General features: G+C 58.6%; 19 protein-coding genes and 2 tRNA genes. 19 read left to right on the forward strand and 2 right to left on the reverse strand.

Annotation, left to right across the window (positions count from 1 at the left end; translation table 11 throughout):
• Positions 1–52: 52 nt before the first annotated feature.
• Positions 53–1,726, reverse strand: coding sequence for a DNA repair protein RecN (gene recN / locus NH234_RS04740; protein WP_085729539.1), 1,674 nt, complete (start codon positions 1,724–1,726; stop codon positions 53–55).
• 240 nt (positions 1,727–1,966) lie between these two features.
• Between recN and grpE the strand changes: the two genes are divergently transcribed.
• The 8 genes from grpE (at position 1,967) to NH234_RS04780 (ending at position 12,440) form a co-directional block, all read left to right on the forward strand.
• Entirely contained in the window at positions 1,967–2,536 is a 570-nt protein-coding gene (gene grpE / locus NH234_RS04745) for a nucleotide exchange factor GrpE (RefSeq protein WP_085729540.1), read from the forward strand.
• Positions 2,537–2,638: 102 nt separating this feature from the next.
• Positions 2,639–4,555, forward strand: a complete 1,917-nt coding sequence (gene dnaK / locus NH234_RS04750) for a molecular chaperone DnaK (RefSeq protein WP_085729541.1) — start codon at positions 2,639–2,641, stop codon at positions 4,553–4,555.
• 297 nt (positions 4,556–4,852) lie between these two features.
• A complete protein-coding gene (gene dnaJ, locus NH234_RS04755; RefSeq protein ID WP_085729542.1) occupies positions 4,853–5,977 on the forward strand; it encodes a molecular chaperone DnaJ in 1,125 nt (374 codons plus the stop codon).
• Between the two features lie 9 nt (positions 5,978–5,986).
• Positions 5,987–6,793, forward strand: coding sequence for a 4-hydroxy-tetrahydrodipicolinate reductase (dapB, locus tag NH234_RS04760; RefSeq protein WP_085729543.1), 807 nt, complete (start codon positions 5,987–5,989; stop codon positions 6,791–6,793).
• 257 nt (positions 6,794–7,050) lie between these two features.
• Entirely contained in the window at positions 7,051–8,187 is a 1,137-nt protein-coding gene (gene carA, locus NH234_RS04765; RefSeq protein WP_367255758.1) for a glutamine-hydrolyzing carbamoyl-phosphate synthase small subunit, read from the forward strand.
• A gap of 125 nt (positions 8,188–8,312) precedes the next feature.
• Positions 8,313–11,534, forward strand: a complete 3,222-nt coding sequence (carB, locus tag NH234_RS04770; RefSeq protein ID WP_085729544.1) for a carbamoyl-phosphate synthase large subunit — start codon at positions 8,313–8,315, stop codon at positions 11,532–11,534.
• Entirely contained in the window at positions 11,531–12,007 is a 477-nt protein-coding gene (greA, locus tag NH234_RS04775; protein WP_085729545.1) for a transcription elongation factor GreA, read from the forward strand. Before carB ends, greA begins: the two co-directional genes overlap by 4 nt.
• A gap of 28 nt (positions 12,008–12,035) precedes the next feature.
• A complete protein-coding gene (locus tag NH234_RS04780; protein WP_085729546.1) occupies positions 12,036–12,440 on the forward strand; it encodes an MFS transporter in 405 nt (134 codons plus the stop codon).
• A 9-nt stretch (positions 12,441–12,449) separates the two neighbouring features.
• On the opposite strand, the gene NH234_RS04785 is transcribed toward NH234_RS04780, so the two are convergent.
• Positions 12,450–12,758 carry a YhbY family RNA-binding protein gene (locus tag NH234_RS04785; protein ID WP_011332401.1) on the reverse strand — a complete coding sequence of 103 codons (309 nt, stop codon included), beginning with the start codon at positions 12,756–12,758 and terminating at the stop codon, positions 12,450–12,452.
• A 101-nt stretch (positions 12,759–12,859) separates the two neighbouring features.
• On the opposite strand from NH234_RS04785, the gene rlmE reads away from it, so the two are divergent.
• The 11 genes from rlmE to infB all read left to right on the forward strand — a co-directional run bounded on the left by rlmE (position 12,860) and on the right by infB (position 23,980).
• Positions 12,860–13,489, forward strand: a complete 630-nt coding sequence (gene rlmE / locus NH234_RS04790) for a 23S rRNA (uridine(2552)-2'-O)-methyltransferase RlmE (protein ID WP_085711850.1) — start codon at positions 12,860–12,862, stop codon at positions 13,487–13,489.
• A 202-nt stretch (positions 13,490–13,691) separates the two neighbouring features.
• Complete coding sequence (gene ftsH, locus NH234_RS04795; protein ID WP_085711849.1) at positions 13,692–15,602, forward strand: ATP-dependent zinc metalloprotease FtsH; 1,911 nt, start codon at positions 13,692–13,694, stop codon at positions 15,600–15,602.
• An 8-nt stretch (positions 15,603–15,610) separates the two neighbouring features.
• On the forward strand, positions 15,611–16,462 hold the full coding sequence (folP, locus tag NH234_RS04800) for a dihydropteroate synthase (protein WP_367255761.1): 852 nt from the start codon (positions 15,611–15,613) through the stop codon (positions 16,460–16,462).
• Positions 16,463–16,478: 16 nt separating this feature from the next.
• The gene (glmM, locus tag NH234_RS04805; protein ID WP_085729548.1) at positions 16,479–17,816 is read left to right on the forward strand and encodes a phosphoglucosamine mutase; all 1,338 of its coding nucleotides are present in this window, start codon (positions 16,479–16,481) and stop codon (positions 17,814–17,816) included.
• Positions 17,817–17,881: 65 nt separating this feature from the next.
• Complete coding sequence (gene tpiA / locus NH234_RS04810; protein ID WP_085729549.1) at positions 17,882–18,637, forward strand: triose-phosphate isomerase; 756 nt, start codon at positions 17,882–17,884, stop codon at positions 18,635–18,637.
• A gap of 4 nt (positions 18,638–18,641) precedes the next feature.
• Entirely contained in the window at positions 18,642–19,025 is a 384-nt protein-coding gene (gene secG, locus NH234_RS04815; protein ID WP_011332406.1) for a preprotein translocase subunit SecG, read from the forward strand.
• A 22-nt stretch (positions 19,026–19,047) separates the two neighbouring features.
• A tRNA-Leu gene (locus NH234_RS04820) sits at positions 19,048–19,133 on the forward strand.
• Between the two features lie 97 nt (positions 19,134–19,230).
• Positions 19,231–19,307 (forward strand) — tRNA-Met (locus NH234_RS04825).
• Between the two features lie 138 nt (positions 19,308–19,445).
• Positions 19,446–19,904 (forward strand): ribosome maturation factor RimP, encoded by a 459-nt coding sequence (gene rimP / locus NH234_RS04830; RefSeq protein ID WP_065260004.1) that lies wholly within the window; start codon positions 19,446–19,448, stop codon positions 19,902–19,904.
• A 47-nt stretch (positions 19,905–19,951) separates the two neighbouring features.
• A complete protein-coding gene (gene nusA, locus NH234_RS04835) occupies positions 19,952–21,433 on the forward strand; it encodes a transcription termination factor NusA (RefSeq protein ID WP_003221546.1) in 1,482 nt (493 codons plus the stop codon).
• A 27-nt stretch (positions 21,434–21,460) separates the two neighbouring features.
• Positions 21,461–23,980, forward strand: coding sequence for a translation initiation factor IF-2 (infB, locus tag NH234_RS04840; protein ID WP_085711845.1), 2,520 nt, complete (start codon positions 21,461–21,463; stop codon positions 23,978–23,980).
• Positions 23,981–23,993 lie beyond the last annotated feature (13 nt).

The following is a 23,993-nucleotide window of genomic DNA, read 5'->3' on the forward strand; positions in this document are numbered from 1 at the left end:
CGCGAAACGAACGAAGGCGACCCAAGGGTCGCCTTCGTGCTTTCTGTCGTGCTTAAACCTTAGCGGTTACGACCATTTTCTTGGCGTGTGCCAGAGACTCTTTGGTCAGATCAATGCCGCCAAGCATCCTCGCGACTTCTTCTATACGGTCATTTTTGCTCAGCTTCGAGACGGCGGTGTGAGTCGCCTGATCGCCCCGCACCTTGTGCACAAATAAATGCTGATGGCCCTGCGCGGCGACTTGCGGCAAGTGCGTAACGGTCAGGACCTGACCGCGTTCGCCCAGGCGTCGCAGCAACTGGCCGACAATCTCGGCGGTCGGGCCGCCGATGCCCACGTCCACTTCGTCGAATACCAGTGTCGGCACGCGTGAGGTCTGGGCGGTGATGACCTGAATCGCCAGGCTGATCCGCGAGAGTTCGCCGCCGGATGCCACTTTGGCCAAGGCCTTTAATGGCTGGCCAGGGTTGGCGCTGACCAGCAGTTCGACCTGCTCGAGGCCGTTGGGCAGGAGTTCGCCGCTGGCGTTGGGGCGCAACTCGATGGTGAAGCGTCCGCCGGGCATGCCGAGCCGTTGAATCTCCTGTTCCACGGCGCTGGCCAGGCTGCCTGCAGCCTGATGGCGCAGATCGCTCAGCTCACGAGCCTTTTCCTGATAATGACGGGCATACGAAGCAAGCTCTTCGCCCAGTCGCTCGATGGATTCGTCGTTGGCATTCAGGGTTTCGATTTCATCCAGCAGTTTTTGCTGCATCTCGGCGACTTCGGTCGGCTGGATCCGGTGTTTGCGCGCCAGGGTGTAAATGGCATCAAGGCGTTCTTCAAGATATTGCAGGCGCGCCGGATCGGCGTCGAAGTTGTCGAGAAAGCGGTTGAGTTCGCCGACAGCCTCTTCGACCTGGATCTGCGCACTGGTCAGCAGGCTGCTGGCTTCGCCCAGGGCACCGATCGAGTTGTTCACGCTTGACAGGCGATTGAGGCTAGCGGTCAGCGCATTCAGGACATTGCCGGAATCGCTTTCACTGCATTGTTCGACCACTTGCCGGCAGATGCCCAGCAGGGTTTCGGCGTTGGTCAGGTTCTTGTGTTCCTGCTCCAGGTCTTCCAGCTCGTTCTCGCCGAGGCCGAGGTTTTCCAGTTCTTCGAGCTGGTAGCTGAGCAGTTGATGACGTGCGCGTTGCTCGTCGCCGGAGTTGGACAGGCGCTCCAGCTCCTGGCGAGTCTGGCGCCAGCGCTGGGCGGCCAGTTGTACCTGTCGGGCCAGATCGGTGGCGCCGGCGTACTCATCGAGCAGGCGACGGTGAGTATCCGTCTTGAGCAGGGACTGGTGTTCGTGCTGGCTATGGATGTCGATCAGCAGCTCGCCGAGGGCCTTGAGGTCGCCGAGCGGGCAGGGCGTGCCGTTGATATAGCCACGAGAGCGGCCTTCCGAGGTGATGACCCTGCGCAGGATGCACGGGCCGTCGATTTCCAGGTCGCGCTCGGCCAGCCAGGCGCTGGCTTCGGGGATGTCAGCGAGGTCGAAGGTCGCCAGGATGTCGGCCTTGTCGGCGCCCGGGCGAACCACGCCGCTGTCGGCGCGATCGCCGAGGGTCAGGCCCAGTGCGTCGAGCATGATTGATTTGCCGGCGCCGGTTTCCCCGGTAATCACGCTCATCCCGCGATCGAGTTCGAGATCGAGATGTTCAACGATGGCGTAGTTGTGTACGGACAGGTGCACCAGCATAAAGGCCGCTCCCAGGCTTTAGGTCTGGTTATTTATACAGTGTTTTGTTTCGGCCTGACAATGCCCTCGCTTAGCTCGATTGGCTTGATCCGATCAAATGCTTATCGCGCCCGGGAATGACAATGCAGCACTTTTTTGTAGGGTTAATCATTGTCAGCCCTTGAAGCCTGATTTTGCGGCCCCATATACCGGGGCAGAAGCGCGAATCGAACTCGCGGACGATATTGAAAGGAGAATTCTATGGCTGACGAACAGACAGTAGATACGCAAAATCCAGAAGCCAATCAGGCGCCCGAGGCTTCGGGTGATGACCTGGCGACCCGTGTGCAAGTGCTCGAAGAGCAATTGGCCGCCGCGCAGGATCAATCTCTGCGCGTAGCTGCCGATCTGCAGAACGTCCGCCGCCGTGCCGAGCAGGATGTTGAGAAGGCTCACAAGTTTGCGCTGGAAAAATTCGCCGGCGACCTGCTGCCGATCGTCGACAGTCTGGAACGCGGCCTCGAGCTGTCGAACCCGGACGACGAAAGCATCCGTCCGATGCGCGAAGGCATCGAGCTGACCCTGAAAATGTTCCAGGACACCCTCAAGCGCTATCAGCTTGTAGCCGTCAGTCCGCAGGAAGGCGAGCCGTTCAACGCCGTGGAACATCAGGCAATGGCCATGCAGGAAAGTGCTGACCTGGAACCGAACAGTGTTCTGAAAGTTTTCCAGAAGGGCTACCAGCTCAACGGGCGCCTGCTGCGTCCGGCGATGGTCGTTGTCAGCAAGGCGCCGGCGCCAGTTTCGCCTTCGATTGACGAGAAGGCTTGAAATTAGTCGCAAGGCCCCCATTTAGAAGTCAAGCGTTTAAGTATTACCGCAGTTAGCCACCACTGCTGCGGCAACCAAATCCAAAGTTTCGGGAGAGTGAACATGGGCAAAATTATCGGTATCGACCTGGGGACTACCAACTCCTGCGTCTCCGTGCTGGAAAACGGCGTAGCCAAAGTTATTGAAAACGCCGAAGGCGCGCGTACCACGCCGTCGATCATCGCTTACGCCAACGATGGCGAAATCCTGGTCGGCCAGTCCGCCAAGCGTCAGGCTGTGACCAACCCGCACAACACATTGTTCGCGGTGAAGCGCCTGATCGGCCGCCGCTTCGACGAAGAAGTCGTGCAGAAAGACATCAAGCTGGTGCCTTACAAGATCGTCAAGGCCAACAATGGTGACGCTTGGGTCGAGGCCTCCGGCAAGCAGATGGCTCCGCCGCAAATCAGCGCCGAAGTCCTGAAGAAGATGAAGAAGACCGCCGAAGACTACCTCGGCGAAGCAGTGACCGAAGCGGTGATCACTGTTCCGGCCTACTTCAACGACAGCCAGCGTCAGGCGACCAAAGACGCCGGTCGCATCGCCGGTCTGGATGTAAAACGTATCATCAACGAACCAACCGCAGCTGCTCTGGCTTACGGTATGGACAAGGCCAAGGGCGATCACACCGTGATCGTTTACGACCTGGGTGGTGGTACCTTCGACGTTTCCGTGATCGAAATCGCTGAAGTTGATGGCGAGCACCAATTCGAAGTACTGGCCACCAACGGTGATACCTTCCTGGGTGGTGAAGACTTCGACATGCGTCTGATCGACTACCTCGTCGACGAGTTCAAGAAAGAGTCCGGCATGGACCTGAAGAACGATCCTCTGGCCCTGCAGCGTCTGAAAGAAGCCGCTGAGAAGGCCAAGATCGAGCTGTCTTCTTCTCAGTCGACCGACGTCAACCTGCCGTACATCACAGCAGATGCGACTGGTCCTAAGCATCTGAACGTGAAGATTTCTCGCGCCAAGCTCGAGTCGCTGGTCGAAGACCTGGTGAACCGTACCATCGAGCCATGCCGCATCGCTCTGAAAGACGCCGGCATCGACGCCAGCAAAATTGACGACGTGATCCTGGTCGGTGGCCAGACTCGTATGCCTCTGGTGCAGAAGGCAGTTACCGATTTCTTCGGTAAAGAAGCTCGTAAGGATGTGAACCCTGACGAAGCTGTTGCCATGGGTGCTGCCATCCAGGGCGCCGTTCTGGCCGGTGACGTGAAAGACGTTCTGCTGCTCGACGTCAGCCCGCTGACCCTGGGTATCGAAACCATGGGCGGTGTGATGACCGCGCTGATCGAGAAAAACACCACGATTCCTACCAAGAAATCGCAAGTGTTCTCGACTGCCGATGACAACCAGGGCGCCGTGACCATTCACGTCCTGCAAGGTGAGCGCAAGCAAGCTGCACAGAACAAGTCCCTGGGCAAGTTCGACCTGTCCGAGATTCCACCAGCGCCACGCGGTGTGCCACAGATCGAAGTGACCTTCGACATCGACGCCAACGGCATCCTGCACGTCGGCGCGAAAGACAAGGCGACCGGCAAAGAGCAGAAGATCACCATCAAGGCCAACTCGGGTCTGTCGGATGAAGAAATCCAGAAGATGGTGCGCGACGCCGAGCTGAACGCTGAGGAAGATCGCAAGTTTGAAGAGCTGGCCGGTGCCCGTAACCAGGGTGACGCGCTGGTTCACTCGACTCGCAAGATGATCGCTGACGCTGGCGACAAAGTGACTGCGGAAGAGAAGGCTGCAATCGAAGCGGCCGTGGTTGCCCTGGAGGCCGCCGTCAAAGGCGACGACAAGGCTGCCATCGACGCCAAGGTTGAAGAGCTGTCGAAAGTCTCCGCGCCGGTTGCCCAGAAGATGTACGCCGAACAGGCCCAGCCTGCCGAAGGCGCGGCACCGCACGCAGAGAAAGCTGAAAAGGCTGACGATGTCGTCGATGCCGAGTTCGAAGAAGTAAAAGACCACAAGTAAGTTGTTGGTCGCCCGGTTGACTGCCTTGCGGCGGTGACTGGTAGGATGTCGCCGCGCGGGAGCTTGCTCCCGCGTTGGCGTATCTGGAATACGCGAATTTTTACAGCATGCGACAAGCTTCGTGTGTTGGCGGTATGGCCGGGAATGCTCCTGCTTTTCGCGCCGCAAATACCGCATGAACCAAAGACCAGGATCGTTGAATTGACGTGAGTTGGGTCCGGGCCTGTATTGGGGCTCAACGAGTTTGGCGAAGCTCAGGAGGGGTTTGCCGAACGTCCTCAAGAGTATGAAGAACTTATGGCAAAGCGTGACTATTACGAAGTGTTGGGTGTTGAGCGCGGCTCAAGCGAAGCAGACCTGAAGAAGGCCTATCGCCGTCTGGCGATGAAGCATCACCCGGACCGTAATCCCGATGACAAAGCGTCGGAAGAACTGTTCAAAGAGGCCAACGAGGCCTACGAAGTATTGTCCGATTCCAGCAAGCGCGCGGCGTACGATCAGTATGGCCATGCCGGTGTCGACCCAAGCATGGGTGGCGGCGGTGGCGGTTTCGGCGGCCAGAACTTCTCCGATATTTTCGGTGATGTCTTCAGTGACTTCTTTGGTGGCGGTCGCGGTGGTTCCCGTGGCGGCGCCCAGCGTGGCAGCGACTTGCGCTACACCCTGGAGCTGAACCTGGAAGAAGCGGTGCGCGGTACGACCGTGAATATCCGCGTTCCGACACTGGTCAATTGCAAACCGTGCGATGGTTCGGGCGCTAAGAAAGGTTCGTCGCCATCGACTTGCCCGACTTGCGGCGGTATCGGTCAGGTACGCATGCAGCAGGGCTTCTTCTCCGTGCAGCAGACCTGCCCGCGCTGCCATGGCCAAGGCAAGATCATTTCCGATCCGTGCGACTCCTGCCACGGTGACGGTCGCGTCGAAGAATACAAAACCCTCTCCGTCAAAGTGCCAGCCGGCGTCGATACCGGTGACCGCATTCGTCTGTCCGGAGAAGGCGAGGCGGGCACTCAGGGTGGCCCGACCGGCGACCTGTACGTTGTGATCAATGTGCGCGAACACGCGATCTTCCAGCGTGACGGCAAGCACCTGTTCTGCGAAGTGCCGATCAGCTTTGTCGATGCGGCGCTGGGCGGCGAGCTGGAAATCCCGACCCTCGACGGTCGCGTGAAACTGAAGATTCCGGAAGGGACTCAGACCGGCAAGCAGTTCCGCGTACGCGGCAAAGGCGTTGCGCCGGTGCGTGGTGGCGGTGCGGGCGACCTGATGTGCCGTGTTGCGGTCGAGACTCCGGTCAATCTGAACCGTCGTCAGCGTGAATTGCTCGAAGAGTTCCGCAGCTCTCTGGCGGATGACAACAGCCATTCGCCGAAAACCACCGGTTGGTTCGATGGTGTGAAACGCTTCTTCGGCGATCTGTAAGGAGTCGGCATGCGACGTATAGCTGTGATGGGCGCTGCCGGGCGCATGGGCAAGATTCTGGTCGAGGCCGTGCAGCAGCGCGCACCGTTGACCGGTTTGACGGCCGCCATTGTCCGCCCTGGCAGTACGCTGATCGGGGTGGATGCCGGTGAGCTGGCTTCGCTCGGTCGAATCGGCGTGCCGTTGTCCGGGAATCTGGAATCGGTCGCGGAAGAGTTCGATGTTTTGATCGACTTCACCCTGCCGGAAGTGATGCTGAAAAACCTGGCCTTCTGCCGTAAGGCCGGCAAGGCGATGGTGATCGGCACGACCGGGCTGGACGCTGCGCAGAAGCAGTTGCTGGCCGAAGCGGGCAAGGACATTCCGATCGTGTTCGCGGCCAACTTCAGCGTTGGTGTCAATCTGTCACTGAAGCTGCTCGACATGGCTGCGCGGGTGCTGGGTGATGACGCAGACATCGAAATCATCGAGGCCCATCACCGCCACAAGATCGATGCGCCATCGGGTACGGCCCTGCGCATGGGTGAAGTGATCGCCAGTGCGCTGGATCGTGATCTGCAGAAGGTCGCGGTCTATGGTCGTGAAGGTCACACCGGTGTGCGTGAGCGTGAAACCATCGGTTTTGCCACTGTTCGTGGCGGTGATGTGGTGGGTGATCATACGGTGCTGTTCGCCTGCGAGGGCGAGCGTCTGGAAATCACCCACAAGGCTTCGAGCCGCATGACATTCGCCAAGGGGGCCGTGCGTGCGGCGCTGTGGCTGGATGCTCGCGAACCGGGTCTTTACGACATGCAGGACGTGCTCGATCTGCGTTGAGCTTTGTTTGAGCCCGGCGCAAACGCCCTGTTTGTGCCGGTTTTACTCTGCCTGGCGACGCCCTGTCGCATTCTCCGGACTTTCAGGCTCATTGGCGGTAGACCAAAAATCCCTTTTTCTGTAAGCTACAGCTTTAGTGTGTCCACTAAAAGCGCGCAGAATAATTCAGTGAAGAAGCGGGGTGACGTGTCCATACGTCACTCCGCTTTTTTACAACCTGCGATTGCCCTTTCATGCGTTATTTACGGGAGGTCTTCTTGACTAAGCCAGCCATACTCGCCCTTGCTGATGGCAGCATTTTTCGCGGCGAAGCCATTGGAGCCGACGGTCAGACCGTTGGTGAGGTGGTGTTCAACACCGCAATGACCGGCTATCAGGAAATCCTTACCGATCCTTCCTACGCCCAACAGATCGTTACCCTGACTTACCCGCACATCGGCAACACCGGCACCACGCCGGAAGACGCCGAGTCCAATCGCGTCTGGTCCGCTGGCCTGGTCATCCGTGACCTGCCGCTGGTAGCGAGCAACTGGCGTAACACGATGTCCCTGTCCGACTACCTGAAAGCCAACAATGTTGTGGCAATCGCCGGTATCGACACCCGCCGCCTGACCCGCATCCTGCGTGAAAAAGGCGCACAGAACGGCTGCATCATGGCCGGCGACAACATCTCCGAAGAAGCGGCCATCGCCGCTGCGCGAGGCTTCCCGGGCCTGAAGGGCATGGACCTGGCGAAAGTCGTCAGCACCAAGACCCAATACGAATGGCGCTCCACTGTCTGGGATCTGAAAACCGACAGCCACGCGACCATCGAAGCCTCCGAGCTGCCATACCACGTGGTTGCCTACGACTACGGTGTCAAGGTCAACATCCTGCGCATGCTGGTCGAGCGCGGCTGCCGCGTGACCGTGGTGCCGGCGCAAACCCCGGCTGCCGACGTGCTGGCCCTGAATCCGGATGGCGTGTTCCTGTCCAACGGCCCTGGCGATCCGGAGCCTTGCGACTACGCGATCAAGGCGATCAAGGAAGTGCTGGAGACCGAGATTCCGGTGTTCGGCATCTGCCTCGGCCACCAGCTGCTGGCTCTGGCCTCCGGCGCCAAGACCCTGAAAATGGGTCACGGCCACCACGGTGCCAACCACCCGGTACAGGATCTGGACACTGGCGTCGTGATGATCACCAGTCAGAACCACGGTTTTGCGGTTGACGAAGCGACCCTGCCAGCCAACGTTCGCGCGATCCACAAATCGCTGTTCGACGGCACCCTCCAAGGTATCGAGCGTACCGACAAGAGCGCGTTCAGCTTCCAGGGCCACCCTGAAGCGAGCCCGGGCCCGAACGACGTAGCCCCTCTGTTTGACCGCTTCATCAACGAGATGGCCAAGCGACGCTAAGCGTTCGCCTTGAGACTGTAGCGAGAAGCTCTCGAGGGCGGCCCCGGAACCGGCGGCCCCCTCAGGACTTCAGAAATCGATCAAGACGGCTTGCCGACTGACCTGCGGATTTGAGTGACAAACCCATGCCAAAACGTACAGACATTAAAAGCATCCTGATTCTCGGCGCTGGCCCGATCGTTATCGGCCAGGCCTGCGAATTCGACTACTCCGGCGCCCAGGCTTGCAAAGCCCTGCGCGAAGAGGGTTACCGCGTCATCCTGGTGAACTCCAACCCGGCCACCATCATGACCGACCCGGACATGGCCGACGCCACCTACATCGAGCCGATCAAATGGCAGACCGTTGCCAAGATCATCGAAAAAGAGCGTCCGGATGCGGTGCTGCCAACCATGGGCGGCCAGACTGCTCTGAACTGCGCCCTGGACCTCGAGCGCGAAGGCGTTCTGGAGAAGTTCGGCGTAGAGATGATCGGCGCCAACGCTGACACCATCGACAAGGCTGAAGATCGTTCGCGTTTCGACAAAGCGATGAAAGCCATCGGCCTGGAATGCCCGCGTTCCGGTATCGCCCACAGCATGGAAGAAGCCAACGCGGTGCTCGAGCGCCTGGGCTTCCCGTGCATCATCCGTCCGTCCTTCACCATGGGCGGCACCGGTGGCGGTATTGCTTACAACCGTGAAGAGTTCGAAGAAATCTGCGCCCGTGGTCTGGACCTGTCGCCGACCAAGGAACTGCTGATCGACGAATCGCTGATCGGCTGGAAAGAATATGAAATGGAAGTTGTCCGCGACAAAAAGGACAACTGCATCATCGTCTGCTCGATCGAAAACTTCGACCCGATGGGTGTGCACACCGGTGACTCGATCACTGTTGCCCCGGCTCAGACCCTGACCGACAAGGAATACCAGATCCTGCGTAACGCCTCGCTGGCGGTACTGCGCGAGATCGGCGTCGAGACCGGCGGTTCCAACGTTCAGTTCGGTATCTGCCCGAACACCGGCCGCATGGTCGTGATCGAAATGAACCCGCGTGTATCGCGTTCGTCGGCCCTGGCTTCGAAAGCCACCGGTTTCCCGATTGCCAAGGTCGCGGCCAAACTGGCGGTCGGCTACACCCTCGACGAGCTGTCGAACGACATCACCGGCGGCAAGACCCCGGCGTCCTTCGAGCCGTCCATCGACTACGTCGTGACCAAGCTGCCGCGCTTCGCCTTCGAGAAGTTCGCCAACGCTGACGCACGCCTGACCACTCAAATGAAGTCCGTAGGCGAAGTCATGGCCATCGGCCGTACCTTCCAGGAATCCCTGCAGAAAGCCCTGCGCGGTCTGGAAGTAGGCGTTTGCGGTCTGGACGAGAAAGTCGACCTGAGCAATCCGGAAAGCATGAGCGTGCTCAAGCGCGAGCTGACCGTGCCGGGCGCCGAGCGTATCTGGTACGTGGCGGACGCTTTCCGCGCCGGCATGACCGTCGAAGAAATCTTCGGCATGAACATGATCGACCCGTGGTTCCTGGTGCAGATCGAAGATCTGATCAAGGACGAAGAGAAGGTCAAGACCCTGGGTCTGTCCGCTATCGACCGCGACCTGATGTTCAAGCTCAAGCGTAAAGGCTTCTCCGACCAGCGTTTGGCCAAGCTGCTGGGCGTCACCGAAAAGAACCTGCGCACTCACCGTCAAAAGCTGGAAGTGTTCCCGGTCTACAAGCGCGTGGACACCTGTGCCGCGGAGTTCGCCACCGACACCGCTTACCTGTACTCGACTTACGAGGAAGAGTGCGAAGCCGCGCCGTCGGGTCGCGACAAGATCATGATTCTGGGTGGCGGTCCGAACCGTATCGGTCAGGGCATCGAGTTTGACTACTGCTGCGTACACGCCGCTCTCGCCCTGCGCGAAGATGGCTACGAAACCATCATGGTCAACTGCAACCCGGAAACCGTTTCCACTGACTACGACACTTCCGACCGTCTGTACTTCGAGCCGGTGACCTTGGAAGACGTGCTCGAAATCTGCCGCGTCGAGAAGCCGAAAGGCGTGATCGTCCAGTACGGCGGCCAGACTCCACTGAAACTGGCTCGCGCCCTCGAGGCGGCCGGCGTGCCGATTATCGGCACCAGCCCTGACGCCATCGACCGTGCCGAAGACCGTGAGCGCTTCCAGCAGATGGTTGAGCGCCTGAACCTGCGTCAGCCACCAAACGCCACCGTACGCAGCGAAGACGAAGCCGTTCGCGCTGCCGCGAAGATCGGTTATCCGCTGGTGGTGCGTCCGTCCTACGTACTGGGCGGCCGGGCGATGGAAATCGTCTACAAGGAAGAGGAGCTCAAGCGTTACCTGCGTGACGCGGTGCAAGTGTCGAACGACAGCCCGGTGCTGCTCGACCACTTCCTCAACTGCGCCATCGAGATGGACGTGGATGCGGTCTGCGACGGCAAGGACGTAGTGATCGGCGCGATCATGCAGCACATCGAACAGGCGGGCGTTCACTCCGGTGACTCCGCGTGCTCGCTGCCGCCGTACTCGCTGCCGGCGCACATCCAGGACGAGATGCGCGAGCAGGTCAAGAAAATGGCCCTGGAACTGGGCGTGGTCGGCCTGATGAACGTTCAGCTGGCGCTGCAAGGCGAAGACATCTACGTCATCGAAGTCAACCCGCGTGCTTCCCGTACCGTACCGTTCGTGTCGAAGTGCATCGGTGTTTCCCTGGCCATGATTGCTGCCCGTGTAATGGCTGGTAAAACCCTGAAGGAAATCGGCTTCACCAAGGAAATCATTCCGAACTTCTACAGCGTGAAAGAGGCGGTGTTCCCGTTCGCCAAATTCCCTGGCGTTGACCCGATCCTCGGCCCGGAGATGAAGTCCACCGGTGAAGTGATGGGCGTCGGTGACACCTTCGGCGAAGCCTTTGCCAAAGCCCAGATGGGCGCGAGCGAAGTGCTGCCTACCGGCGGTACCGCATTCATCAGCGTACGTGATGATGACAAGCCGCTGGTTGCAGGCGTGGCCCGTGATCTGATCAACTTGGGCTTCGAAGTGGTCGCCACTGCCGGCACTGCCAAGCTGATCGAGGCTGCAGGCCTGAAAGTGCGTCGTGTGAACAAGGTGACCGAGGGTCGCCCGCACGTGGTCGACATGATCAAGAATGACGAAGTCACTCTGATTATCAACACCACTGAAGGTCGTCAATCGATCGCCGACTCTTACTCCATTCGTCGTAATGCCTTGCAGCACAAGATCTACTGCACCACCACTATTGCTGCTGGCGAAGCCATCTGCGAAGCGCTGAAGTTCGGTCCCGAGAAGACCGTGCGCCGCTTGCAGGATCTACACGCAGGATTGAAGGCATGAATAAATACCCAATGACCGTCCAGGGCGCGAAAGCCCTGGAAGAGGAACACGCTCATCTGACCAAGGTCGTTCGTCCGAAGCTCAGCCAGGACATCGGTACGGCCCGCGAGTTGGGTGACTTGAAGGAAAACGCTGAATACCATGCTGCCCGCGAACAGCAGGGCATGGTCGAGGCGCGGATCCGTGACATCGAAGGTCGCATGCAGAATGCCGTGATCATCGATGTGACGACCATTGCGCACACCGGCAAAGTGATTTTCGGCACTACCGTCGAGATCGCCAACGTCGAGACTGATGAAAGCGTGACTTACCAGATCGTTGGTGAAGACGAGGCGGACATCAAACTCGGCAAGATTTCGGTCGGTTCGCCGATCGCCCGCGCCTTGATTGCCAAGGAAGAGGGCGACACGGTCGTCGTAAAAACGCCGGGCGGCGATATCGAGTATGAGATTGTCGAAGTCCGTCACATCTGAAACAGGGCGCCCGCTGCATGCGGGCGCCATGCTCTGGCAACTGACCCAGATGTTGTGGGTCGGCGGTTTATGGCTGGTGCACCTCGGTCTGCGGCCGGTGCTGGGCCAGATTGGCCTGGCACCGCTGCTGATCGACGAAGTCGCCAGTGCGTTTGAAGTGCCGGTGGTGGGTTTCGCTGCCGTGTGTTTGGTTTTTCAGGCTTTGGTGCTGGTACGGGCCGAAGGCCTTGCCAGTCTATGGCGGGATTTTCGCGGGCAAGTGCTGCTGATGGCGTTGTATGCGAGTGCGATGTATGTCGCAGTGCGTGTCGGCTGGCCGGATGCACAGCGCTGGCAGGTGTTCAGTTATCTTGTTCTGGGTTTTTCCGGGCTGGTGCTGGTGTTGCAACCGGTGCCGGGATGGAGTGGCAGGGTGCGCGAAGCACACCCTTGACCCTTGTCGTCACTTGAAGCGATGGACGTTCGACAGCTGCTTGTTGACGCTGAAGTTCTTGCGGTAAATCAGTGCCATCTTGCCGATGACCTGAACCAGATCGGCCTTGCCGACCTTGCACAGCTCTGCAACGGACGCCAGGCGCGCCTCGCGATCGAGGATGTTGAGCTTGATCTTGATCAGCTCGTGATCCGCCAATGCGCGTTCGAGTTCGGCTAAAACACCCTCAGTCAAACCGTTGTCGGCCACCGTCAAAACTGGTTTGAGGTGGTGGCCAATGGATTTGTACTGTTTCTTCTGCTCTGGAGTGAGCGGCATAATCTGACCCTTTCGTCTGGATTCTGTAAAATGGCGGCCATTTTACCCGAGGGCTCGTGGATCCGCCCAATTAATCACGACCCTAATCAACGAGGTGCCCAATGGCGCGTTCCAAGACAAGCCTTGGTTGGCTGAAACGACATGTCAACGATCCTTATGTGAAGCAGGCGCAGAAGGATGGCTACCGCTCGCGTGCGAGTTACAAGCTTCTGGAAGTCCAGGAGAAATACAAACTGATCCGCCCAGGCATGAGCGTGGTCGATCTTGGCGCGGCGCCCGGCGGCTGGTCTCAGGTCACCAGTCGACTGATCGGTGGCCAGGGGCGTCTGATCGCCTCGGACATCCTGGAAATGGACAGTATTCCTGACGTGACCTTCATTCAGGGGGATTTCACTCAGGATGAAGTGCTCGCTCAAATCCTCGAGGCGGTGGGTAATTCACAGGTGGACCTTGTGATTTCCGATATGGCCCCCAATATGAGTGGTACGCCTGCCGTAGATATGCCGAAAGCCATGTTTCTTTGCGAGCTGGCGCTTGACCTGGCTGAGCGGATTCTCAAGCCGGGCGGTAATTTCCTGATCAAGATTTTTCAGGGCGAAGGGTTCGATGTTTACCTGAAGGACGCTCGTCGGAAATTCGACAAGGTCCAGATGATCAAGCCGGACTCTTCCCGCGACAGTTCCCGCGAGCAATACATGCTGGCTTGGGGTTATCGCGGTCGCAGCGAGTAAAACGAGTTTTTTTGGCGGGGTGATAGGTTTTTCGTATTTCGCCCCGCGTGCATAAGCGAATATTGTGTAGAAAGTGTTTCACAAAGGGTTACAGACGGCGCCTGCCAGAGCTGTAGGTAATGTAGTAAGTTAGGCCGGTGAATATCATGCGAAGCGCGCGCCAGTAGCGGAGCTTGCTTCAGAGGGTAGTTAATTGAACGATATGGCAAAGAATCTGATCCTGTGGTTGATCATCGCGGCTGTCCTGGTGACGGTGATGAACAACTTCTCCAGCCCTAACGAGCCGCAGACCCTCAACTATTCCGACTTCATCCAGCAGGTCAAGGATGGCAAAGTCGAGCGCGTAGCGGTTGATGGCTACGTGATTACCGGCAAGCGCAACGACGGCGATAGCTTCAAGACCATTCGTCCGGCAATTCAAGACAATGGCCTGATCGGCGATCTGGTCGACAACCACGTCGTTGTCGAAGGCAAGCAGCCTGAGCAGCAAAGCATCTGGACCCAGCTTCTGGTGGCCAGCTTCCCGATCCTGGTGATCATCGCGGTGTTCATGTTCTTCATGCGCCAGATGCAGGGCGGTGCGGGCGGCAAGGGCGGGCCGATGAGCTTTGGCAAGAGCAAGGCGCGCCTGCTGTCCGAAGACCAGGTGAAAACCACCCTGGCTGACGTAGCTGGTTGCGACGAAGCCAAGGAAGAGGTCGGCGAACTCGTCGAGTTCCTTCGTGATCCGGGCAAGTTCCAGCGTCTGGGTGGTCGTATTCCTCGCGGCGTACTGATGGTCGGTCCTCCCGGTACTGGTAAAACCTTGCTGGCCAAGGCGATTGCCGGCGAAGCCAAAGTGCCGTTCTTCACCATTTCGGGTTCCGACTTTGTCGAAATGTTTGTCGGTGTCGGTGCCAGCCGTGTTCGCGATATGTTCGAACAGGCCAAGAAGCACGCACCTTGCATTATCTTCATCGACGAGATCGACGCCGTTGGTCGCCATCGTGGCGCTGGCATGGGCGGTGGTCACGACGAGCGTGAGCAGACTCTCAACCAGTTGCTGGTCGAGATGGATGGCTTCGAAATGAATGACGGCATCATCGTTATCGCGGCAACCAACCGTCCTGATGTACTGGACCCTGCTTTGCTGCGTCCGGGTCGTTTCGACCGTCAGGTGGTGGTCGGTCTGCCGGATATCCGTGGTCGCGAACAAATCCTCAAAGTGCACATGCGTAAAGTGCCGATGGGTGACGACGTTGCTCCAGCTGTTATCGCTCGTGGTACTCCGGGCTTCTCCGGTGCCGACCTTGCGAACCTGGTCAACGAGGCTTCGCTGTTCGCTGCCCGTGCTGGCAAGCGCATTGTCGAGATGAAGGAATTCGAACTGGCCAAAGACAAGATCATGATGGGTGCCGAGCGCAAATCCATGGTCATGTCCGAGAAAGAGAAGCAGAACACGGCTTATCACGAAGCCGGCCACGCCATTGTCGGTCGCGTCGTGCCTGAGCATGATCCGGTCTACAAGGTATCGATCATCCCGCGCGGTCGTGCGCTGGGTGTGACCATGTTCCTGCCGGAAGAGGATCGCTACAGCCTGTCCAAGCGTGCGTTGATCAGTCAGATCTGCTCGCTGTACGGCGGTCGTATCGCTGAAGAAATGACCCTGGGCTTCGACGGTGTGACTACAGGCGCCTCCAATGACATCATGCGTGCCAGTCAGATTGCGCGGAACATGGTGACCAAGTGGGGGCTGTCTGAAAAACTCGGACCGTTGATGTATGCGGAAGAAGAGGGCGAGGTGTTCCTGGGTCGTGGTGGCGGTGGTCAGAACGCCAGCTTCTCGGGTGAAACAGCGAAGTTGATCGATTCGGAAGTGCGCAGCATCATCGATCAGTGCTACGGCACCGCCAAACAGATCCTTACGGACAATCGTGACAAGCTCGATGCCATGGCTGATGCCCTGATGAAGTACGAGACGATCGATGCCGAACAGATCGACGACATCATGGCCGGTCGCACGCCGCGTGAACCTCGCGACTGGTCGGGTGGCACCGGTACTGGCACGCCTCCTCCGGTGGTTCAGGATGAGCGTCCGGAAACACCGATTGGCGGTCCGGCTGCTGACGTTTAAGGTTTGAAATGATTTCTGCACAGTCCCTGACCCGGTTGCCTTGCGGCAACCGGGTTCTTGATTTGGCCCAGACGCATGTCATGGGCATTCTCAATGTCACTCCCGATTCCTTCTCCGATGGCGGCCGATACAGTCAGCTTGATGCGGCCCTGCGTCATGCCGAGGCGATGGTGTTGGCTGGTGCGACGCTGATTGATGTTGGCGGGGAGTCCACGCGACCTGGTGCGCGAGCGGTTTCACCGCTTGAGGAGCTGGAGCGTGTTGCGCCAATCGTGGAGCTGATCAATCGCGAGCTGGATGTGATCATCTCTGTCGATACATCGACTCCAGCCGTCATGCGGGAAACTGCACGCCTGGGCGCCGGGTTGATCAACGACGTGCGATCGCTGCGGCGTGACGGTGCGCTGGATGCCGCCGCGGCCACGGGGTTGCCGGTCTGTCTGATGCATATGCTGGGTGAGCCCGGTGACATGCAGGACAACCCGCAATATCAGGATGTCACCCGGGAAGTGGGTGAGTTTCTCGCCGAACGCATGGAGCGGTGCGCATCGGCTGGCATACCTGCGGAGCGGATCATTCTTGATCCTGGCTTCGGTTTCGCAAAAAACCTGCAGCACAATCTAAGCTTGTTCAGGCATATGGATGCCCTTCATGCATTGGGGCGACCTCTGCTGGTCGGCGTCTCGCGAAAAAGCATGATCGGGCAGGCGCTGAATCGCCCGGTGGGCGAGCGCCTGTATGGTGGTTTGGCCCTGGCTGCACTGGCGTCCGTCAAAGGCGCGCGTATATTGCGCGTCCATGATGTGGCCGAAACGGTGGATGTCGTGCGGATGATCGCGGCCGTGGAATCAGCCGAATAAGAATGATGGAGCACTTATGAGCAAGAAATACTTTGGTACCGACGGTATTCGTGGTCGCGTCGGTGAGTATCCGATTACTCCGGATTTCATGCTCAAGCTTGGCTGGGCAGCAGGGATGGCATTCCGAAAAATGGGCGCCTGCAAGGTGCTCGTTGGCAAGGACACACGAATTTCCGGTTATATGTTCGAGTCGGCTCTGGAGGCCGGCCTCACATCCGCAGGTGCCGACGTGATGCTGCTCGGGCCGATGCCGACGCCTGCTATCGCTTACCTGTCACGCACATTCCAGGCTGAGGCCGGTATCGTGATTAGTGCTTCGCACAATCCTCACGATGATAATGGCATCAAGTTTTTCTCCGGTCGCGGCACCAAGTTGCCTGATGAGCTGGAGCTGATGATCGAGGAGTTGCTCGACACGCCGATGACAGTCGTTGAGTCGAGCAAGATCGGCAAGGTATCGCGAATCAACGATGCGTCCGGTCGATACATCGAGTTCTGCAAGAGCAGCGTGCCGACCAACACCAGTTTTGCCGGTCTCAAGATCGTAATCGACTGCGCACACGGAGCAACCTACAAGGTCGCGCCGAGCGTCTTCCGTGAGTTGGGCGCCGAGGTTGTGGTGTTGTCCGCCCAGCCCAACGGTCTGAACATCAACGACAACTGTGGCTCGACGCACATGGGGCCGCTGCAGGCGGCGGTGCTTGCCGAGCACGCCGATCTGGGAATCGCTTTCGATGGTGATGGTGACCGGGTGTTGATGGTTGATCACACCGGTGCGGTTGTTGATGGTGATGAGCTGATTTTCATCATTGCTCGCGATCTGCATGAGCGTGGCAAATTGCAGGGCGGCGTGGTCGGTACGCTGATGAGCAACCTGGGTCTGGAGTTGGCCCTGGCGGATCTGGGGATTCCTTTTGTGCGCGCAAATGTAGGCGACCGTTATGTGATTGCCGAGTTGCTGGAGCGCGATTGGCTGGTCGGTGGTGAGAACTCCGGGCATGTCGTCTGCTTCAATCACACCACAACGGGTGATGCGATCATCGCGGCGTTGCAGGTGTTGATGGCACTGAAAACCCGCAACGAAGGTCTGGCGCAAACCCGCCAGGCGCTGCGCAAGTGCCCTCAAGTATTGATCAATGTGCGTTTTGGTGGCGGCGACAGTCCGCTCGACCACCCGGCTGTCAAGGAGGCCAGCAAGCGTGTAACCGAGGCAATGGGGGGGCGTGGACGTGTGCTTCTGCGCAAGTCCGGGACAGAGCCTCTGGTGCGTGTCATGGTCGAGGGCGAGGATGAAACACAGGTTCGCAGCTATGCCGAAGAGCTGGCAAAACTGGTAACTGAAGTTTCTGCCTGATACGGCTTGCCAGCCATGATTGTGTTGGGTAACATCTGCGCCCACTTTGACCGACGAGGTACAGCATGCGTCGCCCTATGGTAGCTGGTAACTGGAAGATGCACGGTACCCGCGCCAGCGTCGCTGAGCTGATCAACGGCCTTCGTCATCTGGCCTTGCCAAGCGGTGTTGATGTCGTGGTATTCCCGCCTTGCCTGCATATCAATCAAGTGATTGATGGCTTGAAAGGAAAGTCGATTTCGGTCGGCGCGCAGAATTCCGCGGTGGAATCGATGCAAGGTGCATTGACCGGTGAAATTGCACCAAGTCAGTTGGTGGATGCTGGTTGTTCCCTGGTGCTTGTCGGGCACTCCGAACGCCGCCAGATCATGGGCGAGCGAGACGGAATGCTGAATCGCAAGTTCGCAGCGGCACAGGCATGTGGCTTGATTCCGGTGTTGTGTGTGGGGGAAACCCTGGAGCAGCGCGAAGCCGGAAAAACTCTTGAGGTTGTCGGGCGTCAGCTGGGCAGCATCATCGAGGAGCTGGGTGTAGGTGCTTTTGCCAATGCAGTGATCGCTTACGAGCCGGTCTGGGCCATTGGTACCGGGCTGACTGCAACGCCGCAGCAGGCTCAGGATGTGCATAAAGCCATTCGTGAGCAGTTGGCGGCAGAGAATTCTGAAGTCGCGCGAAATGTGCGGCTTCTATACGGCGGCAGCGTGAAGGCGGCCAATGCGGTCGAACTGTTCGGCATGCCGGATATCGATGGGGGGCTCATTGGTGGAGCTTCCCTGAATGCAGATGAGTTCGGTGCGATCTGTCGCGCCGCGGGAAACTGAAAAAATGCTGGAAACAGTCGTAGTCGTTTTTCATCTGCTGGGTGCATTGGGCGTAGTTGCTCTGGTTTTGCTGCAGCAGGGTAAGGGTGCGGACGCTGGCGCGTCTTTCGGAGCAGGTGCTTCAAATACTGTGTTCGGAAGCCAAGGTTCCTCTACCTTTCTTAGTAAGTTTACTGCTATACTTGCCGCCGGTTTCTTCATAACCAGCTTGGGGTTAGGATACTTTGCTAAAGAGAAAGCTCATCAGCTGACTCAAGCAGGTTTGCCAAATCCGGCAGTGTTGGAAGTTCCAAAGCAACAACCGGCTTCTGATGATGTCCCGGTGCTTCAAGAGCAAAAGTCGGCTACTCCAGCGACTGACGTGCCTCCAGCTCAAGAGCAGAAGTAAGAAGGGTTTCAAACGTAGTATTGCCGAGGTGGTGGAATTGGTAGACACGCAACCTTGAGGTGGTTGTGCCCATAGGGTGTAGGGGTTCGAGTCCCCTTCTCGGTACCAATTAGTCAGGAGAGCCCGCTGTTGCGGGCTTTCTTGCAGGTGGAAGGTTACATTGACCCTACTGGGGATCGGTCGTATACTTCCGCCCCAGCTTTGTCGCGGGGTGGAGCAGTCTGGTAGCTCGTCGGGCTCATAACCCGAAGGTCGTCGGTTCAAATCCGGCCCCCGCAACCAGTTTAAGGAGCCCCTTTTAAGGGGCTTTTTGTTAGCTGGACACTTTCAACGCCGCTGTTCGACGGCGTTTCAAGGATGGGCGTTCCGCCCATTTTTTTATTTTGCAAAGCATGCACATACATGCACGAGGGGGTTCAGGTGTCGAGCAAGCTAGAAGAGTTGCAGGCCTTGTTGGCCCCGGTGGTCGTGGCCCTGGGCTATGAATGCTGGGGTATTGAGTTCTCGGCTCAGGGTCGTCACTCAATGTTGCGCGTTTATATCGATAAGGAAGGCGGCGTACTGGTGGATGATTGCGCCATCGTCAGCCGTCAGATCAGCGGTGTGCTGGATGTTGAAGATCCGATCTCCGTTGAATACACCCTTGAAGTTTCCTCGCCTGGCATGGAACGCCCACTGTTCACTCTTGAGCAGTTTGCCAAATTTGCCGGTGAACAAGTAAAGATCAGGCTGCGCTCGCCTTTTGAAGGACGACGCAACTTTCAGGGCCTTCTGCGCGGTGTAGAAGAACAGGATGTCGTGGTGCAGGTAGATGACCATGAGTTCCTGTTGCCGATCGATATGATCGACAAGGCCAACATTATTCCCAGTTTTGACTGAGACGCGGATCCCGCGGATCCAATGGCTTGCGAAAGGCGAGGCGTACGATGAGCAAAGAAGTACTGCTGGTTGTTGAGTCGGTATCCAATGAAAAGGGCGTACCGGCAAGCGTAATTTTTGAAGCGCTGGAGCTGGCCCTGGCCACTGCTACCAAAAAGCGTTTTGAAGACGAAGTTGATCTGCGTGTGGAAATCAATCGCCACACCGGTTCTTACGAAACTTTCCGTCGCTGGACGGTCGTCGAAGAGAATGACCTCGATGATCCGGCCATCGAAACCTGGCCAAGCAAGGTTGCTGAAACGCATCCAGGCGCCAAGGTCGGTGATGTCGTCGAAGAAAAGATCGAATCCATCGAATTCGGCCGTATTGCTGCGCAGACCGCCAAGCAGGTCATCGTGCAGAAAGTGCGCGAAGCCGAGCGTGCTCAAGTGGTTGATGCTTATCGCGAGCGCCTGGGAGAAATCATCTCCGGTACCGTGAAAAAAGTGACGCGCGACAACGTGATCGTAGATCTGGGCAATAACGCCGAGGCGTTGCTGGCCCGTGAAGACATCATTTCTCGCGAGACCTTCCGTGTTGGCGTGCGTCTGCGTGCGCTGCTCAAGGAAATCCGCACCGAGAACCGCGGCCCTCAGCTGATCCTGTCGCGTACCGCGCCGGAAATGCTGATCGAGCTGTTCCGTATCGAAGTGCCGGAAATCGCTGAAGGCCTCATCGAAGTCATGGCCGCTTCCCGTGATCCGGGTTCGCGCGCCAAGATCGCCGTCCGCTCCAAGGACAAACGCATCGACCCGCAGGGCGCGTGCATCGGTATGCGCGGTTCGCGCGTCCAGGCCGTGTCGGGCGAGTTGGGTGGCGAGCGTGTCGACATCGTCCTGTGGGACGACAACCCGGCGCAGTTCGTGATCAATGCCATGTCGCCGGCAGAAGTGGCGGCCATCATCGTTGACGAAGATGCCCACGCCATGGACATCGCCGTTGGCGCAGACAATCTGGCTCAGGCCATCGGTCGTGGTGGTCAGAACGTGCGTCTGGCGAGCCAGCTGACTGGCTGGACCCTGAACGTGATGACCGAATCGGACATCCAGGCTAAGCAACAAGCGGAAACCGGCGACATCCTGCGCAACTTCATCGACGAGCTGGAAGTCGACGAAGAGCTGGCTCAGGTGCTGGTCGACGAAGGCTTCACCAGCCTGGAAGAGATTGCCTACGTACCGTTGGAAGAAATGCTCAACATCGACGGCTTTGACGAAGACATCGTCAACGAGCTTCGCGCTCGTGCCAAGGATCGCTTGTTGACCAAAGCCATCGCTACTGAGGAAAAGCTGGCAGACGCCCATCCGGCCGAAGACCTGCTCTCGCTTGAGGGTATGGACAAGGATTTGGCGATGGAACTGGCGGTGCGCGGCGTAATTACCCGCGAAGACCTGGCCGAGCAGTCTATTGACGACCTGCTCGACATCGACGGCATTGACGATGATCGTGCCGGCAAGTTGATCATGGCCGCCCGAGCCCACTGGTTCGAGTAATTAGGCGCGGCCTGAGGAGAGAAATGCATGACGCAAGTCACGGTGAAACAACTGGCCGATGAGGTCAAAACACCGGTAGAGCGCCTGTTGCAGCAGATGCGTGAGGCAGGTCTGCCGCACACCGCCGCCGAAGAACATGTGACTGACAGTGAGAAGCAATCCCTGCTGACTCACTTGAAGAGCAGCCACAAGGCGAAAGTGGAAGAACCACGCAAGATCACGCTGCAGCGTAAAACCACCAGCACCCTGCGTGTGGCTGGCAGCAAAAGCATCAGCGTTGAAGTCCGCAAGAAGAAAGTTTTCGTACAGCGTAGCCCGGAAGAAATCGAAGCCGAGCGCAAGCGTGAACTGGATGAGCGTCGCGCAGTAGAAAATGCTGCCCGTCAAAAGGCTGAAGAAGAAGCCCGCGTTCGCGCCGAAGAAGAAGCGCGTCGCCAGCCCGCTGCTGCACCGACCGCTTCCGCCGAGCCTGTTGCTGCGCCTGCGCCAGCCGCTGAACCCGTGCGCGAAGCTGCACCGGTTGTGGCTGCTGCGCCAGCTGCCGACACTCGCAAGCGTGACGAACAGCGCCGTCCGGACAAGCCACGCGCCGACGACAACAACCGTCGCGGCAGCGGCGATGGCGAGCGCAAGAACGCTCCGCATCGCGCTTCGGTCAAGGAAAAGGCACCGGCTCCACGTGTGGCGCCACGCACTACCGACGAAGAAAGCGATGGCTTCCGTCGCGGCGGTCGCGGCAAGGCCAAGCTGAAGAAACGCAACGCCCACGGTTTCCAGAGCCCGACCGGCCCTGTCGTGCGTGAAGTGAAGATCGGCGAAACCATCACTGTTGGCGATCTCGCTCAGCAGATGTCGGTGAAGGCTGCTGAAATCATCAAGTTCATGTTCAAACTGGGTACTCCGGCGACCATCAACCAGGTGCTTGATCAGGAAACTGCTCAGCTGGTAGCTGAAGAGCTGGGCCACAAAGTGACCCTGGTCAGCGACACCGCCCTGGAAGATTCCCTGGCCGAGTCCCTGAAGTTTGAAGGTGAGGCTGTTCCTCGTGCGCCGGTTGTGACCGTAATGGGTCACGTTGACCACGGTAAGACCTCGCTGCTCGACTACATCCGTCGTGCCAAGGTAGCTGCTGGCGAAGCCGGTGGTATCACCCAGCACATCGGTGCCTACCACGTTGAAACCGAACGCGGCATGGTCACCTTCCTCGACACCCCGGGTCACGCCGCGTTTACCGCAATGCGTGCCCGTGGTGCCAAGGCGACCGACATCGTGATCCTGGTGGTTGCGGCGGACGACGGCGTGATGCCACAAACCATCGAAGCTGTTCAGCATGCTCAGGCGGCTGGCGTTCCGCTGGTAGTCGCAGTGAACAAGATCGACAAGCCGGGCGCTGATCTCGATCGCATCCGTAGCGAACTGTCGGCCCACGGCGTGACCTCCGAAGACTGGGGTGGTGACACTCCATTCGTTCCGGTCTCGGCGAAAATGGGTACCGGCGTCGACGAACTGCTTGAAGCAGTATTGCTGCAAGCCGAAGTTCTCGAACTGACTGCCACTCCATCGGCTCCTGGCCGTGGTGTCGTGGTTGAATCGCGTCTGGACAAGGGCCGTGGCCCGGTAGCGACTGTTCTGGTTCAGGACGGTACGCTGCGTCAAGGTGACATGGTGCTGGTTGGCTCGAACTACGGCCGCGTGCGCGCCATGCTCGACGAGAACGGCAAGCCGATCAAGGAAGCAGGTCCGGCCATTCCGGTCGAGATCCTCGGACTGGACGGTACGCCTGACGCTGGCGACGAGATGAGCGTGGTTGCCGACGAGAAGAAAGCCCGTGAAGTGGCTCTGTTCCGTCAAGGCAAGTTCCGCGAAGTCAAACTGGCTCGCGCTCACGCCGGCAAGCTGGAAAACATCTTCGAAAGCATGGGTCAGGAAGAGAAGAAGACGCTCAACATCGTCCTCAAATCCGACGTCCGTGGTTCGCTGGAAGCACTGCAGGGCGCTCTGAACGGCCTGGGCAACGACGAAGTGCAAGTGCGCGTGGTCGGTGGCGGTGTCGGTGGTATCACCGAGTCCGACGCCAACCTGGCACTGGCTTCCAACGCTGTACTGTTCGGCTTCAACGTGCGTGCCGATGCCGGCGCACGGAAGATCGTCGAGCAGGAAGGTCTGGACATGCGTTACTACAACGTGATCTACGACATCATCGAAGACGTCAAGAAAGCCCTGACCGGTATGCTTGGCAGCGATGTTCGCGAGAACATCCTCGGTGTGGCCGAAGTCCGTGACGTGTTCCGTTCGCCTAAGTTCGGCGCTATCGCCGGCTGCATGGTGATCGAGGGTACTGTTCACCGTAACCGTCCGATCCGCGTACTGCGTGAAGACATCGTGATCTTCGAAGGCGAGCTGGAATCCCTGCGCCGCTTCAAGGATGACGCTTCCGAAGTGCGTGCCGGCATGGAATGCGGTATCGGCGTGAAGAGCTACAACGACGTCAAGGTCGGTGACAAGATCGAAGTCTTCGAGAAGGTTCAGGTTGCTCGCAGCCTCTGACTCGCGCACTTCA

Source organism: Pseudomonas sp. stari2, assembly GCF_040760005.1.
Lineage (GTDB): Bacteria > Pseudomonadota > Gammaproteobacteria > Pseudomonadales > Pseudomonadaceae > Aquipseudomonas.

What these genes read in the sequence shown, in the direction of transcription:
- grpE (WP_085729540.1), top strand. Translation starts at nt 1,967, where the DNA reads ATGGCTGACGAACAGACAGTAGATACGCAAAATCCAGAAGCCAATCAG.
- dnaK (WP_085729541.1), top strand. Translation starts at nt 2,639, where the DNA reads ATGGGCAAAATTATCGGTATCGACCTGGGGACTACCAACTCCTGCGTC.
- NH234_RS04785 (WP_011332401.1), bottom strand. Translation starts at nt 12,758, where the DNA reads ATGCCGCTCACTCCAGAGCAGAAGAAACAGTACAAATCCATTGGCCAC.
- carB (WP_085729544.1), top strand. Translation starts at nt 8,313, where the DNA reads ATGCCAAAACGTACAGACATTAAAAGCATCCTGATTCTCGGCGCTGGC.
- nusA (WP_003221546.1), top strand. Translation starts at nt 19,952, where the DNA reads ATGAGCAAAGAAGTACTGCTGGTTGTTGAGTCGGTATCCAATGAAAAG.
- NH234_RS04780 (WP_085729546.1), top strand. Translation starts at nt 12,036, where the DNA reads ATGCTCTGGCAACTGACCCAGATGTTGTGGGTCGGCGGTTTATGGCTG.
- folP (WP_367255761.1), top strand. Translation starts at nt 15,611, where the DNA reads ATGATTTCTGCACAGTCCCTGACCCGGTTGCCTTGCGGCAACCGGGTT.
- dnaJ (WP_085729542.1), top strand. Translation starts at nt 4,853, where the DNA reads ATGGCAAAGCGTGACTATTACGAAGTGTTGGGTGTTGAGCGCGGCTCA.
- infB (WP_085711845.1), top strand. Translation starts at nt 21,461, where the DNA reads ATGACGCAAGTCACGGTGAAACAACTGGCCGATGAGGTCAAAACACCG.
- tpiA (WP_085729549.1), top strand. Translation starts at nt 17,882, where the DNA reads ATGCGTCGCCCTATGGTAGCTGGTAACTGGAAGATGCACGGTACCCGC.
- ftsH (WP_085711849.1), top strand. Translation starts at nt 13,692, where the DNA reads ATGGCAAAGAATCTGATCCTGTGGTTGATCATCGCGGCTGTCCTGGTG.
- rlmE (WP_085711850.1), top strand. Translation starts at nt 12,860, where the DNA reads ATGGCGCGTTCCAAGACAAGCCTTGGTTGGCTGAAACGACATGTCAAC.
- dapB (WP_085729543.1), top strand. Translation starts at nt 5,987, where the DNA reads ATGCGACGTATAGCTGTGATGGGCGCTGCCGGGCGCATGGGCAAGATT.
- greA (WP_085729545.1), top strand. Translation starts at nt 11,531, where the DNA reads ATGAATAAATACCCAATGACCGTCCAGGGCGCGAAAGCCCTGGAAGAG.
- secG (WP_011332406.1), top strand. Translation starts at nt 18,642, where the DNA reads ATGCTGGAAACAGTCGTAGTCGTTTTTCATCTGCTGGGTGCATTGGGC.
- glmM (WP_085729548.1), top strand. Translation starts at nt 16,479, where the DNA reads ATGAGCAAGAAATACTTTGGTACCGACGGTATTCGTGGTCGCGTCGGT.
- recN (WP_085729539.1), bottom strand. Translation starts at nt 1,726, where the DNA reads ATGCTGGTGCACCTGTCCGTACACAACTACGCCATCGTTGAACATCTC.